11 protein-coding genes are annotated in these 12,859 nt (G+C 71.2%); 5 read left to right on the top strand and 6 right to left on the bottom strand.

What is annotated here, in order from left to right; translation table 11 throughout:
* Nucleotides 1–29 precede the first annotated feature (29 nt).
* Nucleotides 30–332: an urease subunit gamma gene (locus ABEA07_RS07070; RefSeq protein ID WP_345536809.1), complete on the bottom strand. Its 303-nt coding sequence runs from the start codon at nucleotides 330–332 to the stop codon at nucleotides 30–32.
* 96 nt (nucleotides 333–428) lie between these two features.
* Between ABEA07_RS07070 and ABEA07_RS07065 the strand changes: the two genes are divergently transcribed.
* From ABEA07_RS07065 to ABEA07_RS07055, 3 genes are all read left to right on the top strand, one after another.
* Complete coding sequence (locus ABEA07_RS07065; RefSeq protein ID WP_345536808.1) at nucleotides 429–3,941, top strand: hybrid sensor histidine kinase/response regulator; 3,513 nt, start codon at nucleotides 429–431, stop codon at nucleotides 3,939–3,941.
* Nucleotides 3,938–4,954, top strand: a complete 1,017-nt coding sequence (locus ABEA07_RS07060; protein ID WP_345536807.1) for a response regulator — start codon at nucleotides 3,938–3,940, stop codon at nucleotides 4,952–4,954. Before ABEA07_RS07065 ends, ABEA07_RS07060 begins: the two co-directional genes overlap by 4 nt.
* A gap of 82 nt (nucleotides 4,955–5,036) precedes the next feature.
* Entirely contained in the window at nucleotides 5,037–5,705 is a 669-nt protein-coding gene (locus tag ABEA07_RS07055; RefSeq protein WP_345536806.1) for a hypothetical protein, read from the top strand.
* A 51-nt stretch (nucleotides 5,706–5,756) separates the two neighbouring features.
* Here the strand turns inward: ABEA07_RS07055 and ABEA07_RS07050 are convergent, their stop codons facing one another.
* From ABEA07_RS07050 to ABEA07_RS07030, 5 genes are all read right to left on the bottom strand, one after another.
* The gene (locus tag ABEA07_RS07050; protein WP_345536804.1) at nucleotides 5,757–6,242 is read right to left on the bottom strand and encodes a hypothetical protein; all 486 of its coding nucleotides are present in this window, start codon (nucleotides 6,240–6,242) and stop codon (nucleotides 5,757–5,759) included.
* A gap of 348 nt (nucleotides 6,243–6,590) precedes the next feature.
* A complete protein-coding gene (locus ABEA07_RS07045; protein ID WP_345536803.1) occupies nucleotides 6,591–7,193 on the bottom strand; it encodes a hypothetical protein in 603 nt (200 codons plus the stop codon).
* A 41-nt stretch (nucleotides 7,194–7,234) separates the two neighbouring features.
* Nucleotides 7,235–8,122 carry an NUDIX hydrolase gene (locus ABEA07_RS07040; protein WP_345536802.1) on the bottom strand — a complete coding sequence of 296 codons (888 nt, stop codon included), beginning with the start codon at nucleotides 8,120–8,122 and terminating at the stop codon, nucleotides 7,235–7,237.
* A gap of 6 nt (nucleotides 8,123–8,128) precedes the next feature.
* Nucleotides 8,129–9,850 (bottom strand): single-stranded-DNA-specific exonuclease RecJ, encoded by a 1,722-nt coding sequence (recJ, locus tag ABEA07_RS07035; protein ID WP_345536801.1) that lies wholly within the window; start codon nucleotides 9,848–9,850, stop codon nucleotides 8,129–8,131.
* The gene (locus ABEA07_RS07030; protein WP_345536799.1) at nucleotides 9,850–10,815 is read right to left on the bottom strand and encodes a hypothetical protein; all 966 of its coding nucleotides are present in this window, start codon (nucleotides 10,813–10,815) and stop codon (nucleotides 9,850–9,852) included. Before ABEA07_RS07030 ends, recJ begins: the two co-directional genes overlap by 1 nt.
* A gap of 91 nt (nucleotides 10,816–10,906) precedes the next feature.
* Between ABEA07_RS07030 and ABEA07_RS07025 the strand changes: the two genes are divergently transcribed.
* Complete coding sequence (locus ABEA07_RS07025) at nucleotides 10,907–12,163, top strand: lipoprotein-releasing ABC transporter permease subunit (RefSeq protein WP_345536798.1); 1,257 nt, start codon at nucleotides 10,907–10,909, stop codon at nucleotides 12,161–12,163.
* Nucleotides 12,156–12,845 (top strand): lipoprotein-releasing ABC transporter ATP-binding protein LolD, encoded by a 690-nt coding sequence (lolD, locus tag ABEA07_RS07020; protein ID WP_345536797.1) that lies wholly within the window; start codon nucleotides 12,156–12,158, stop codon nucleotides 12,843–12,845. Before ABEA07_RS07025 ends, lolD begins: the two co-directional genes overlap by 8 nt.
* The last annotated feature ends 14 nt before the right edge of the window (nucleotides 12,846–12,859 follow it).

Here is a 12,859-nt window from a genome sequence, read left to right as displayed (position 1 = left end):
GAGGTTCTTTCTTGCTTGTGCGGGTGAATTCAGACGATCGGCTGGTGCACGGTCACGAGCTTGGTGCCGTCGGGAAAAGTGGCTTCGACCTGGATGTCCGGGATCATGTCGGCCACGCCTTCCATCACGTCCGCGCGCGAGAGGACGCTGCGGCCCTCGCTCATCAGCGCCGCCACGGTCTTGCCGTCGCGCGCGCCTTCCATCACGGCGGCCGAGATCAGCGCCACCGCCTCGGGGTAATTCAGCTTGAGGCCGCGCGCCCGGCGCCGCTCCGCCAGCAGGGCCGCCGTGAAGATCAGCAGCTTGTCTTTTTCGCGCGGTGTCAGTTCCATGGGAGGGCAGGGGAGGTCGAAAAGGCAGCCATTATCAGCAAGCCCCCACCATTGCAACAGTCGTGCCGATGGCATGGAACCTGCAGCCTTGCCGTCGTGGAAACGCCCCCCCTCCCCGCCGCCGGCGAAGAAGCGCCGCAGCGCATTGTCAAAGTTCGGCGCGACTACAACAGCTGGGTCGCCCGCGAGACGCTGGAAGACTACGCCCTGCGCTACACGCCGCAGCGCTTCCGCCGCATGTCCGAATGGCGGGTGGCGAGCACGGCCTTCGGCGGCGCGGCCTCCTTTCTGATCCTGGAGGCCGTGGGTGCCACGCTGCTGGTGCAGTACGGCTTCGTCAATGCCGCCTGGGCCATCCTGGCCACCGGGCTGATCATCTTCCTGGCCGGCCTGCCGATCAGCGTCTACGCGGCGCGCTACGGCGTGGACATGGACCTGCTCACCCGCGGCGCCGGCTTCGGCTACATCGGCTCCACGCTGACCTCGCTGATCTACGCCTGCTTCACCTTCATCTTCTTTGCGCTCGAGGCCGCGGTGATGGCCTATGCGCTGGACCTCGCCCTGGGCATCCCGGTGGTCTGGGGCTACCTGGTCTGCGCGCTGGTGGTGATCCCGCTGGTCACGCACGGCATCTCGGCCATCAGCAGGCTCCAGGTGTGGACCCAGCCCATCTGGCTGCTGATGCTGGTGGTGCCTTTTGCCTATGTGCTGGCGCGCGATCCTGGTGCGTTCGCGGGCGTCGTGCACTACAACGGCGTCAAGCCGGGCCAGATGGGGTTCGACATGCGCCTTTTTGGTGCCGCCTTGACGGTTGGCATCGCGTTGATCACCCAGATGGGGGAGCAGGCCGACTACCTGCGGTTCATGCCGGTGCGCACCGCGGCCAACCGGCGGCGCTGGTGGGCCGCCGTGTTGGCGGGCGGACCGGGCTGGGTGGTGCTGGGCGTGCTCAAGATGCTGGGCGGCGCGCTGCTGGCCTACCTCGCCATCCGCCACATGGTGCCGCCGGAGCGCGCGGTGGATCCGAACCAGATGTACCTCGCGGCCTACGAGTACGTCTTCCCCCGGTACGGCTGGGCAGTGGCCGCCACGGCGCTGTTCGTGGCGATCTCGCAGATCAAGATCAACGTCACCAACGCCTATGCCGGCTCGCTGGCCTGGAGCAACTTCTTCTCGCGCGTGACCCACAGCCATCCCGGCCGTGTGGTGTGGGTCGTCTTCAACGCGCTCATCGCCTTCATGCTGATGGAGATGAACGTCTTCGAGGCGCTGGGCGACGTGCTGGGCCTGTACGCCAACGTCGCCATCGCCTGGATGATGGCGGTGGTGGCCGACCTGGTGGTCAACAAGCCGCTGGGCCTGTCGCCACCCGGCATCGAGTTCAAGCGTGCCCATCTGTGGGACATCAACCCGGTGGGCGTGGGTGCGATGGCGCTGGCCTCGGCGCTGTCCATCACCGCGCACCTGGGCGTGTTCGGGCCGATGGCGCAGGCCTTCTCGGCCTTGATCGCGCTGGGCACCGCTTTCGTCGCGGCGCCGCTGATCGCCTGGGCGACGCGGGGCCGGTTCTACATTGCGCGGGTCTCGCAGCAGGGTGGCGCCGCCCCCTTCGGGCCGGCCGAAGGCCCGCGCACGGTGCGCTGGGCGCGCGTCGCGCCGGCGGCCGGCGGCGGTCGCGTGCTCACGCAGCGCTGCGTGATCTGCGAGCGCGAGTACGAGGGACCGGACATGGCCCACTGCCCCGCCTACCAGGGCGCGATCTGCTCGCTGTGCTGCACCCTGGACGCCCGCTGCGGCGACCTGTGCAAGCGCGAAGCGAGCCTGGCGGCCCAGTGGTCGGCTGCGCTGCGCTGGCTGCTGCCGCGCCGCGTCTGGCCCTACCTGGACACGGGCCTCGGCCATTTCCTGCTGATGATGCTGATCGTGGTGCCGCTGCTGGCCGCCGTCTTCGGCGTGCTCTACCAGCAGGAGCTGCGGGGCCTGGGGGAAGGGCTGATCGCCGATGCGGCGCACGCGCCCGCCGCGCTGCGCGCCGGCTTCCTCAAGGCCTACATGGCCTTGCTGCTGATCGCCGGCATCGTGGCCTGGTGGCTGGTGCTGGCACACCAGAGCCGCAAGGTGGCGCAGGAGGAGTCGAACCGCCAGACCCACCTGCTGATGCGCGAGATCGAACTGCACCGCGAGACCGACCGCGCGCTGCAGGCCGCCAAGCGCATCGCCGAGCAGGCCAATCAGGCCAAGAGCCGCTACATCAGCGCCATCAGCCACGAGCTGCGCACGCCGCTCAACAGCATCCTCGGCTATGCGCAATTGATGGGAGAGGACGCGGCCGTGCCGCCGCACCGGCGGCAGGCGGTGGCGGTGATCAAGCGCGGCGGAGAGCACCTGCTGTCGCTGATCGAAGGCACCCTGGACATCGCCCACATCGAGGCCGGCAAGCTCACGCTGCAGGCCCGGCCCATGCAGTTCGCCGACCTGATGCGCGAGCTGGCCGACATGTTCGAGCTGCAGGCGGCGGAGAAGGGCCTGGCCTTCCACTTCGAACCCGAGGGCGAGCTGCCCGCGCTCGTGCGTGCCGACGAGAAGCGGGTGCGGCAGATCCTGATCAACCTGCTGGGCAACGCGATCAAGTTCACCGCCGGCGGGCGCGTCGTGCTGCGCGTGCGCTATGCGCGCGAGTTCGCGGCCATCGAGGTGGAGGACACGGGGCCCGGCATGTCGGCCGAGGCACTGGGCCGCATCTTCGAGCCCTTCGCGCGCGGCGCCCATGCCGGCGCCTCGGCGCCGGGCGCGGGCCTGGGCCTGACCATCGCGAAGATGCTGATCGATCTGATGGGCGGCGAGATCAAGGTGCAGAGCACGCCCGGCGTGGGCTCGGTGTTCTGCCTGCGCCTGTTCCTGCCGCGCGTGCACGAGCCGCACGGGTTGCGCCGGCGGCTTCGGCCCGCCTCGCCCGCGCCGCGCGTGCGCCGCGGCTACACGGGGCCGCGCCGCCGCCTGCTGGTGGTCGACAACGAGGAGGCCGATCGCGAACTGCTGGTCAACGTGCTCGCGCCCCTGGGCTTCGAGCTGCGCACCGCCGCCAGCGGCCACGACGCCCTCGACCTGATCGCGGCCGGATGGTACCCGGATGCCATGTTCGTGGACCTCGCCATGCCCGGCATCGACGGCTGGGAAACCATCCGCCGCGCCCGTGCGATCGGCCTGGCCGGCGCCCAGGTCGCGATCGTCTCGGCCAATGCTTTCGACAAGCGGCTGGACAACGACGTGGGCATCGCGCCCGAGGATTTTTTCGTCAAGCCCGTGCGCCACAGCGAACTGCTCGACTGGCTGGAGCGGCGCCTGGCGCTGCAGTGGACCGACAGCGCCGCGGCCCCGCAGCCCCAGCCTGCCGAGCCCGCCGGCGCGCTGCCCGATGCCCCGCGCCTGCGCGCGCTCGGCGAGGCCGTGAGCCTGGGCTACTTCCGGGGCATCATGAACGCCCTCGATGCCATCGACGCCGCGCAACCCGAATGCGCGGCCTGGACCGCCGCGCAGCGCACGCTGGCGCGCCAGTTCCAGTTCGAGGCGATGAGCCGTGCGCTGACCGCCGCAGCGGGGACCTCATGAACGACATCGACAACACCCCACCCCTGGTCCGGACCCTGCGCGAGCACGCCGGCACCGGCGACCTGGTGCTGATCGTCGACGACGTGCCCGACAACCTGGCGGTGCTGCACGATGCGCTGGACGAATCGGGCTACGCGGTGCTGGTCGCCACCAGCGGCGAGCAGGCGCTGCAGCGCGCCGCCCAGGCCCGGCCCGACATCGTGCTGCTCGACGCGATGATGCCCGGCATCGACGGCTTCGAAGTCGCGCGCCGGCTCAAGGCGGACGCGGCGACGGCGCACATCCCCATCGTCTTCATGACCGGCCTGACGGAGACCGAGCACCTGGTCGCCGCGCTGGAGGCGGGCGGCGTCGACTACGTCACCAAGCCCATCAAGCCCAAGGAAGTGCTGGCGCGCATGAACGTGCACCTGCAGGGCGCGCGCCGCGCCCGCCAGGCCCAGCAGCAGGCCGGGCAGGCGCGCAACGCGCTCGATGCCTTCGGCTACGCCAGCTTCATGGTGCGCATGCCCGAGGGCCGGCTGGTGTGGCAGACGGCGCTGGCGCGCGAACTGCTGCAGCGCTACTGCGGCAGCAGTGCGCCGGCCACCCCGCCGGCGGTGCTGGAGTGGCTGCGCCGGTACCTGCCCGATGCGCAGCAGCGCCAGATCGAGCCGCCGGTGCTCACCATCGCGCAGGGCGCCGCCTCGCTCAACCTGCGGCTGCACCAGCAAGCCGGCCAGGACGAGGGCGGCGACGACTGGCTGATCATCATGCGCGAGGTCTCCGACGCCGCCGTCATCGAGGCCATGAGCCTGAGCCTCAAGCTCACCGCCCGCGAGGCCGAGGTGCTGTACTGGGTGGTCAAGGGCAAGACCAACAAGGACATCGGCGAGATCCTCGGCGCCAGCCCGGCCACCGCCAAGAAGCACCTGGAGCGCGTCTTCGTCAAGCTGGGCGTGGAGACGCGCACCGCGGCCGCCGGGGTGGCGATGAAGCGCATCCGGGAGCTGCAGCCGCAGTTCGAGTTGTGACTGGCTCTCCCCCAGGCTCCCCCACGTCGTGTGGTCCGCCACCTCCCTCTCCGGGATGGGCGGCTTCTAGAATGGCGCGGCCATGATCCGAGGTCCCTGGATGCTTCCTGTTTGGCTGGCCGCGGCCTCGGCCCAGGCCGGCGGGCATTTCGACGTGGACGATGCGGGCACCCTCGATCCCGGACAGTGCCAGTACGAGGCCTGGGGCCAGCGCGTGCGGCAGCTTCAGACCACGCTGTGGCACCTGGGCCCGGCCTGCCGCGTCGGCCCGGTGGAGCTGGGCCTCAACCTCGACCGCATCTCCGTGGCCGGCGAGCACAGCCTCGTGCTCGGCCCGCAACTCAAGTGGACCTTCATGGGCCGGCAGCCCGAAGCGCGCTGGAGTGCCGCCTTGTCGGCGACCGTCAGCGCCGCGCGGCCGCGCCAGGGCGGCCGGACGGGCGGGCAGTTCGTGGTGCCGGTGAGCTGGCGCGCGACCGACAGTCTGACCGTGCATGGCAACCTCGGCGCGGACTGGGCCGTGGGCACCGGACTGCGCAGTGGCCGCGGCGGGCTGGCCGGCGAATGGGCGCTCGACGGCACGGTGTCGCTGATCGCGGAACGCAACCGTGCCTTCGGGCTCTGGACCTCGCGCATCGGCGCGCGCCTGTCCATCACGCCGCTGATCAGCATCGACATCAGCGCGGCGCGCACCGGGCCTGCGGGGATCCGCACCCTGACGGTCGGGCTGAACCACGAGTTCAGCCGTTGAACCGCGCGTGGCGGCGCAGGGGGTGCTCCCCTGCGGCGCCCGGCCCGGCGCTCAGCGGACGAGCTTCAGGCTCGTGGGCGCGCAGAAGGCCGTCTTGGCGAAGCTCGACTCGGACCCGTCCTTCGGCGCCGGCTCGGCCTTCAGGCTGACCGGGGCGAAAAAGGCGGTCGGCGCGTCGCTCGACTCGGTGGTGGCTTCCTGGGCCGGCTCCGGGTTCGGGCCGGGCAGGTCGAAGAAGTCGGTCGGCGCGAAGGGGGCGGCGCCAGTGTCCCTGTTGTCCTTCGGTGCCGGTGCGGCCTTGGCGGGTGCGAAGTCCAGGAAGTCGGTGTGCGTGAAGCCGATGTCGCGGCGGGCCTGCGCTTCGGCCTGCGCCTGCGCCTTCAACTGCGCGTGGCGCTCCTTGGCGTTGGCGCGCAGGCGGGCCAGATCGGCGCGGACCTCCTCGAGGGAGCGCATCTTCCTGGCATGCGCATCATCCGCCTCGGCGGGCATCGGAACGGCGACGGGTGCCGCCGGCGGCGCGACCGCCAGCTTCAAGGGCGCCGGCCTCGGTGCCTCACTTCGTCCCTGGCCTTGCTCGAACGCGGCGATCACGCTGCGCGGTCCGGCCTCGGACGCCGGCCGCGGGGGCGGGATGACACGGGCCGGCTGCGTCGGGGCACGTCTGCCGAAGAGGCCTCCGATACCGATGAAGAGACGTTGAAGCGTTCCGAAAACGAGGGATGCTTCCATGGTGGGAGGCCTTCCGAGTTGTTTTGCGAGATTTTGGAAGGCAAGCTGTTGAGAACCAATCGGTTAACTGATTGGGCAACTGCGCTGACCGCAAACAATTGCACGAAGCTCGGCGCTGATTGCGGCCCCCATGGGGGAGTGCCGGTTCGGGTTCTAGCGGCCGACCAGCGCCAGGTAGTCCCGCCGCGTCGCCGGCGCCACCGCCTCGATCAGCTGCGCGTAGGAGGTCTTGTGGCCGGCCAGCATGCGCGCCGAGGCCACCGCCTTGGAGCGGCAGTACCAGTGGCAGGTGTGCTGCAGCAGGAACAGTTCGGCCGACATCAGGTAGGCCTTGCTCTTGGCCGTGTGCTGCTGCGTGTTGGCGGCGGCCTCGGCGATGCCGCGCGCGTGGATGGCCAGGGCGCGGCGCATGTCGAAGCTGGCGCCGGGCAGCGACAGGGCGAAGGGCAGGGCCAGCGGCAGCTTGCTCACCCGCGCGGCCGCCTCGTCCACGCGGGCGAACTCGGCGGCGAAGCGCTCGATCTGGGCCGCCAGCCGGTCGGCGGTGTCGTCGAGCAGGGCCCAGATCTGCTGGCGGCGCGCCGGGTCGTCCTCGCCGAGGCAGCGCAGGTAGCCCTCGGTCAGGTTTTCCATCAGCTTCTCGATGTCATAGCGGGCCAGGTGGCTGGCGAGCAGCCGGATGCGCTTCTTCTGCGCATGGCTCTTGAGCAGGTAGGCGGCCACGAAGAAGACGGCGGCCAGGGTGAGAGTTTCCATGGGCGGGACGGCGGGGCAGGAGGGCGGCGGGACTCGGGCTCTCAGGTCCAGAGTTCGTCGAAGGCGCCGCCGGGCGGCTCCAGCCGGCGCCCGCGCAGCATCAGCCGCGAGGGGCCGGGCATCACGCGCACGCGCTCCGGGTGGCGCTCGTCGCCGGGATAGGCGGCGACGCGCACCCCGTCGACCTCGAAGGTGACCGGGCGCACCACGCAGGGCGGGCGGTTCCGGGCCTCGGCCAGGATCGAGGCCACGCTGCGGTGCCGCGCCAGGTGCGCCAGGCTCATGACTTGCGGGCCGGCCAGCACGATCTCGCCGGCCCAGTAGCGCTCCAGCGCCGACCGTGGGCGCAGCCAGGCGCACAGGACCGCCTCGTGGTCGTCGTGCAGTGGCTCCTGAAAGGGCGGCGCCTCGGCGACGAAGAAGCGCGTGTCGAAGCGCTTGCCGGGCGAGTGCAAGGGGTTGACCGGCGTGATCCAGCGCGACCAGGGGTGCATCGCGTCGGCCATCAGGCGCAGGCCCAGCCGGCCCAGCATCTCGTTGAAGGGCACGCGTTGCGCGGCCAGCGCCGCGGCCCGGCCCGCGCCCTCGGCATCCAGCCCGTGGGCCATCAACAGGCCGCATTCCTCGAACACCTCGCGAACGGCGGCCACGTGCAGCGCCGTGGCGGTGGCGGCATCGATCTCCAAATCGGCCAGGCGCGTGTGCAGCTCCGCGGGCGGCACGTCCAGGTGCAGGGCTGCGTCGAGCTGCGCGTCCGCTGCGTCCAGCTTGCCGCCTGGAAAGACGTAGGAGCCGCCGTGCACGTCGGACAGTGCATGGCGCTGGATCATCAGCACCTCCGGCCCGCCCTCGCTGTCGCGGCAGAGCAGCACGGTGGCAGCGGGGCGGATCGGGATGGGCAACGCCGGTTCGGGGGAAGGGTTTTGCATGGTGTGTCAGATCTCCGCGCCTTCGACCAGGAAACGCACCCGCCGCACGCCCTGCCACTCGTCGGCGTCGAGCCGGAAGGCGAGCAGCACCCGCGGCGGCAAGGGCTCGGTGCGCCCGAACCAGATGCCGTCCACCGGCCGGCCCTGGTGGCGCAGCTTGAGGGCCAGGTGCTTTTCGCCCACCAGCCGTTGCGATACCACCTCCACCTCCTCGCTGAAGGTCGGCGGCGCGAAGCCCTGGCCCCAGACCTCGCGATGCAGCGTGTCGACAAGCTCCACGCGCAGGTACTCGGGCGGCAGCGGGCCGTCGGTGTCGAGGCGGCGGGTGAGGGCGGCGGTGTCGAGCCACTCGGCCGCGACCTGGGCCAGGGCGCGCTCGAAGGTCTCGAAGTGCTCCTCGGCCACCGTGCAGCCGGCCGCCATCGCATGGCCGCCGAAGCGCAGCAGCACGCCGGGATGGCGCTTGGCCACCAGGTCCAGCGCGTCGCGCAGGTGGAAGCCGGGGATGGAGCGTCCGGAGCCCTTGAGCTCGTGCTCCTTGCCCGGCGCACCGCTGGCGGCGAAGACGAAGGTGGGCCGGTGGTAGCGGTCCTTGATGCGCGAGGCGACGATGCCCACCACGCCCTCGTGGAACTCGGGGTCGAACACGCTGATGGCCGCGGGGAGGGCCTCGCCGCCGTCGCCATCCGCCTCGAGCAGCGACTCGGCCAGCAGCAGCGCCTGCTCGCGCATGCCGCCCTCGATGTCGCGCCGCTCGCGGTTGATGCCGTCGAGCAGGCGCGCCAGTTCCTCCGCGCGCGCGCTGTCGTCGGTCAACAGGCATTCGATGCCCAGCGTCATGTCGGCCAGGCGCCCGGCCGCATTGATGCGCGGCCCCAGCGCGAAGCCGAAGTCGAAGGTGGTGGCGATCGAGGCGTTGCGGCCCGCGGCCTTGAACAGCGCCGACAGGCCGACGGGCATGGCGCCCGCGCGGATGCGTCGCAGGCCCTGCGCGACCAGGCGGCGGTTGTTGGCATCGAGCTTGACCACGTCGGCCACCGTGCCGAGAGCGACCAGCGGCAGCAGCACGTCGAGCTTCGGTTGCGTGGCCATGTCGAACACGCCGCGCGTACGCAATTCCGAGCGCAGCGCGAGAAGCACGTAGAACATGACGCCCACCCCGGCGATGCACTTGCTGTCGAAGCCGCATTCGGGCTGGTTCGGGTTCACCAGCACGTCGGCCGCGGGCAGGGCCGGGCCGGGCAGGTGGTGGTCGGTCACCAGCACCGCCAGCCCGCGCGCCTTGGCGGCGGCCACGCCCTCGACGCTGGCAATGCCGTTGTCCACCGTGATCAGCACGTCGGCGCCGGTGTCGGCCACGCGCTCGGCGATCGGCGGCGTCAGGCCGTAGCCGTCGACCACGCGGTCCGGCACCAGGTAGCTCACGTGCTGCGCGCCCAGCAGCCGCAGCCCGCGCACGGCCACGGCGCAGGCGGTGGCGCCGTCGCAGTCGTAGTCCGCCACGACGCACAGGCGCTTGTGGTCGCGGATCGCGTCGGCCAGCAGCACCGCGGCCTCGCGCGCGCCGCGCAGGCCGTGAGGTGCCAGCAGGCGCCCGAGGCCGTCGTCCAGTTCCTCCCGGTTGTGCACGCCGCGCGCCGCATACAGGCGCGCCAGCAGCGGATGGATGCCCGCCTGCTCGAGCGCCCAGGCGCTGCGCGGCGGGATGGTGCGGGGCACGATTTTCATCACAGCGCCTCCAGCACGGCCGGCGCGCTCGGCCGCTGCACGAGCGATCTCGCCCAGGCCGTGAAGCCGCGCGGCTGCACGCCGAAGCGGCGGGCGGCGCGGTCGCCGCAGAGGGTGAGCTTCACCTGCGCACCGGCGTGGTAGGCGGCCAGCAGTTCGGCGACCGGGCCTGCATCGAGCGCGGTCCAGGCCTGCGCCCAGGCCACGCCGTCGTCGCGCAGGGCGGCCTCCCGCAAATCCTCGGCAACCTTGGGCGGCGCCTCCTGCGGCCGCGGATCGGCGGGGAGGCGGCCGGTGCCGCTGAGCCAGAAGGAATTGATGGGCGGTTCGCCGCGCGCGGTGCGCTCGTCGTTGACCCGCTCGGTGTAGAGCAGCATCTGCATCTCGTTCTGCAACCGGCGCAAGGGGCGTGCGCCGTCGTCGAGGGGCGACCATTGAGCGATCGGGTGGCCGATGGCGCGGTCGAGGGAGGCGGTGGCGAGCCCGTCGAACACGGGGCCCTGCACCAGCCAACGCCCCGGCGCGGCGCCGGCATGGAGCGCGATGCCGTCCTCCTCGAAGTAGGGGCGGGCGAGGTCGAGCAGGGCGTCGGACTCCGAGGCATCGATCCGGATCGCCCCCGGATCGCCCAGGACCACGTCGTCGATGCCCACCTGCCAGTGGCACAGGGTCGCGATGCCCCAGCTGCCGCCGCTGCCGTCGAGCCCGGCGCTGCGGGCCTCCAGCGCGCCCCAGGGGATCTGTCCATCCGGCGCCGCGATGCCCAGTGCCGAAGCCAGGGCCCGTTCGTGGGGCGGGGACAGGGTCCCGTCGTCCTGGATGTCCTCTTCCTCCAGCGCGAGGCGCGCGAGCAGGCTTTCGAGCCTGGGCAGGCGCAGCGACTTCGTGGCCTCGCGGCACGCCGGCGTGCTGCGGCCGGCGAAGGGAATCAGGAGGTGGGTGGAAGACGCGGAGGACACAGGCATGGCCACCGATTGTCGTGCCCCGCGGAGTCCGGCCGGTTGCGAGGGGGCCATTCCCGGCCCGGGACGCCGGCGATGCCACAATCCGCAACCTATGCGACTCCCTTACGAATTGCAGCTCGGCTGGCGCTACACGCGCGCGGGCCGGGCGACGCGGCGCAACGGCTTCATCAACTTCATTTCCGGCGTCTCGATGCTCGGCATCGCCCTGGGGGTGGCGGCCCTGATCATCGTGCTGTCGGTGATGAACGGCTTCCAGAAGGAGGTGACCGACCGCATGCTGGCCGTGATCTCCCACATCGAGATCCTGTCGCGCGACGGCCAGGCGCTGGCCGACATCGACGCCATCGCGGCGGCCGCACGCAAGAACCCCAACGTGGTCGGCGTCGCTCCCTTCATCGCCGCGCAGGCGCTGATCGCGCGCGGCGAGGACATGAAGGGCACGCTGGTGCGCGGCATCGAGCCCGCGCTGGAGCCGCAGGTGACCGACATCTCCACCACCGCGCAGAAGGGCGCACTGGAAAAGCTGGTGCCGGGCGAGTTCGGCATCGTGCTGGGCGTGGAGCTGGCGCGCTCGCTCTTCGTGCGGCCGGGCGACCAGGTCACGCTGATCGCGCCGGGTGGGCAGGTCACGCCGGCCGGCGTGGTGCCGCGGCTGAAGCAGTTCACCGTGGTCGGCACCTTCGATTCCGGCCACTACGAGTACGACTCGGCCCTGGCCATGATCCACGAGCAGGACGCGGCGCGCGTGTTCCGCCTCGAAGGCCCCAGCGGCCTGCGGCTCAAGCTCAAGGACCTGCACCAGGCGCGCGAGGTGGCCGAGGAACTGGCCGTCACCCTGCCGGGCGATTTCCTGATCCGCGACTGGACGCGGCAGAACCGCACCTGGTTCGCCGCCGTGCAGGTCGAGAAGCGGATGATGTTCATCATCCTCACGCTGATCGTGGCGGTGGCGGCCTTCAACCTGGTCTCCACGCTGGTGATGACGGTCACCGACAAGCGCGCCGACATCGCGATCCTGCGCACCCTGGGCTCCAGCCCGAAGAGCATCATGGGCATCTTCGTGGTGCAGGGCGCGATGGTGGGCGTCATCGGCACGCTCGGCGGGCTGCTGCTGGGCCTGGGCATCGCCTACAACATCGACGTCATCGTGCCGGCGCTGGAGCGGCTCTTCAACGCGCGCTTCCTGCCGCAGGACATCTACCTCATCAGCCGGATGCCCAGCGACCCGCAGCGCGGCGACATCGTGCCGATCACCCTGATCTCGCTGGCGCTGGCCTTCGTCGCCACGCTGTACCCGAGCTGGCGCGCCAGCCGCGTGAATCCGGCGGAGGCCCTGCGCTATGAGTGAGGCCCCTCGGAACGGCGTCGTCCTGAAGGTCCGCGGGCTCACCAAGCGCTTCCACGAAGGCCGCATCGACCTGACCGTGCTGCACGGCGTGGACCTCGACGTGCGCGCCGGCGAGACGCTCGCCATCGTCGGCGCCTCCGGCTCGGGCAAGAGCACGCTGCTGCACCTGATGGGCGGGCTGGATGCGCCGACTTCCGGCAGCGTGGAGCTGCACGGCAAGAACATCGCGCACGTCGATCCGGCCGAGCAGGGCCGGCTGCGCAATGCCCACCTGGGCTTCGTCTACCAGTTCCATCACCTGCTGCCGGAGTTCAGCGCGCTGGACAACGTGGCGATGCCGCTGAAGATCCGCCGCACGCCGCCGCAGCAGGCCGCCGAGGCCGCCGCGCAGATACTGGCCGCCGTCGGCCTGGCCGAGCGCGTGCACCATCGTCCGGCCGAACTCTCCGGCGGCGAGCGACAGCGCGTCGCGATCGCGCGTGCGCTGGTCACCCAGCCCGACTGCGTGCTGGCCGACGAGCCCACCGGCAACCTCGACCGGAGCACCGCCGATGGCGTGTTCGCGCTGATGCTCGAGCTCGCGCACGAGCGGCGCACCGCCTTCGTGGTCGTCACGCACGACGACGGGCTGGCCAGGCGCTGCGACCGCACCCTTCGCCTCTCCGCGGGCCGGCTCGGGTAAGTTTCAAGACCCAG

The sequence above is a fragment of the Variovorax defluvii genome (assembly GCF_039541515.1).
Lineage (GTDB): Bacteria > Pseudomonadota > Gammaproteobacteria > Burkholderiales > Burkholderiaceae_C > Variovorax > Variovorax defluvii.
This window is presented reverse-complemented; position numbering and strand designations above follow the sequence as displayed.

Excerpts from the sequence above, each read along its gene's own strand:
- ABEA07_RS07070 (WP_345536809.1), bottom strand. The coding sequence starts at position 332 with ATGGAACTGACACCGCGCGAAAAAGACAAGCTGCTGATCTTCACGGCG.
- ABEA07_RS07060 (WP_345536807.1), top strand. The coding sequence starts at position 3,938 with ATGAACGACATCGACAACACCCCACCCCTGGTCCGGACCCTGCGCGAG.
- ABEA07_RS07055 (WP_345536806.1), top strand. The coding sequence starts at position 5,037 with ATGATCCGAGGTCCCTGGATGCTTCCTGTTTGGCTGGCCGCGGCCTCG.
- ABEA07_RS07045 (WP_345536803.1), bottom strand. The coding sequence starts at position 7,193 with ATGGAAACTCTCACCCTGGCCGCCGTCTTCTTCGTGGCCGCCTACCTG.
- ABEA07_RS07040 (WP_345536802.1), bottom strand. The coding sequence starts at position 8,122 with ATGCAAAACCCTTCCCCCGAACCGGCGTTGCCCATCCCGATCCGCCCC.
- recJ (WP_345536801.1), bottom strand. The coding sequence starts at position 9,850 with ATGAAAATCGTGCCCCGCACCATCCCGCCGCGCAGCGCCTGGGCGCTC.
- ABEA07_RS07030 (WP_345536799.1), bottom strand. The coding sequence starts at position 10,815 with ATGCCTGTGTCCTCCGCGTCTTCCACCCACCTCCTGATTCCCTTCGCC.
- ABEA07_RS07025 (WP_345536798.1), top strand. The coding sequence starts at position 10,907 with ATGCGACTCCCTTACGAATTGCAGCTCGGCTGGCGCTACACGCGCGCG.
- lolD (WP_345536797.1), top strand. The coding sequence starts at position 12,156 with ATGAGTGAGGCCCCTCGGAACGGCGTCGTCCTGAAGGTCCGCGGGCTC.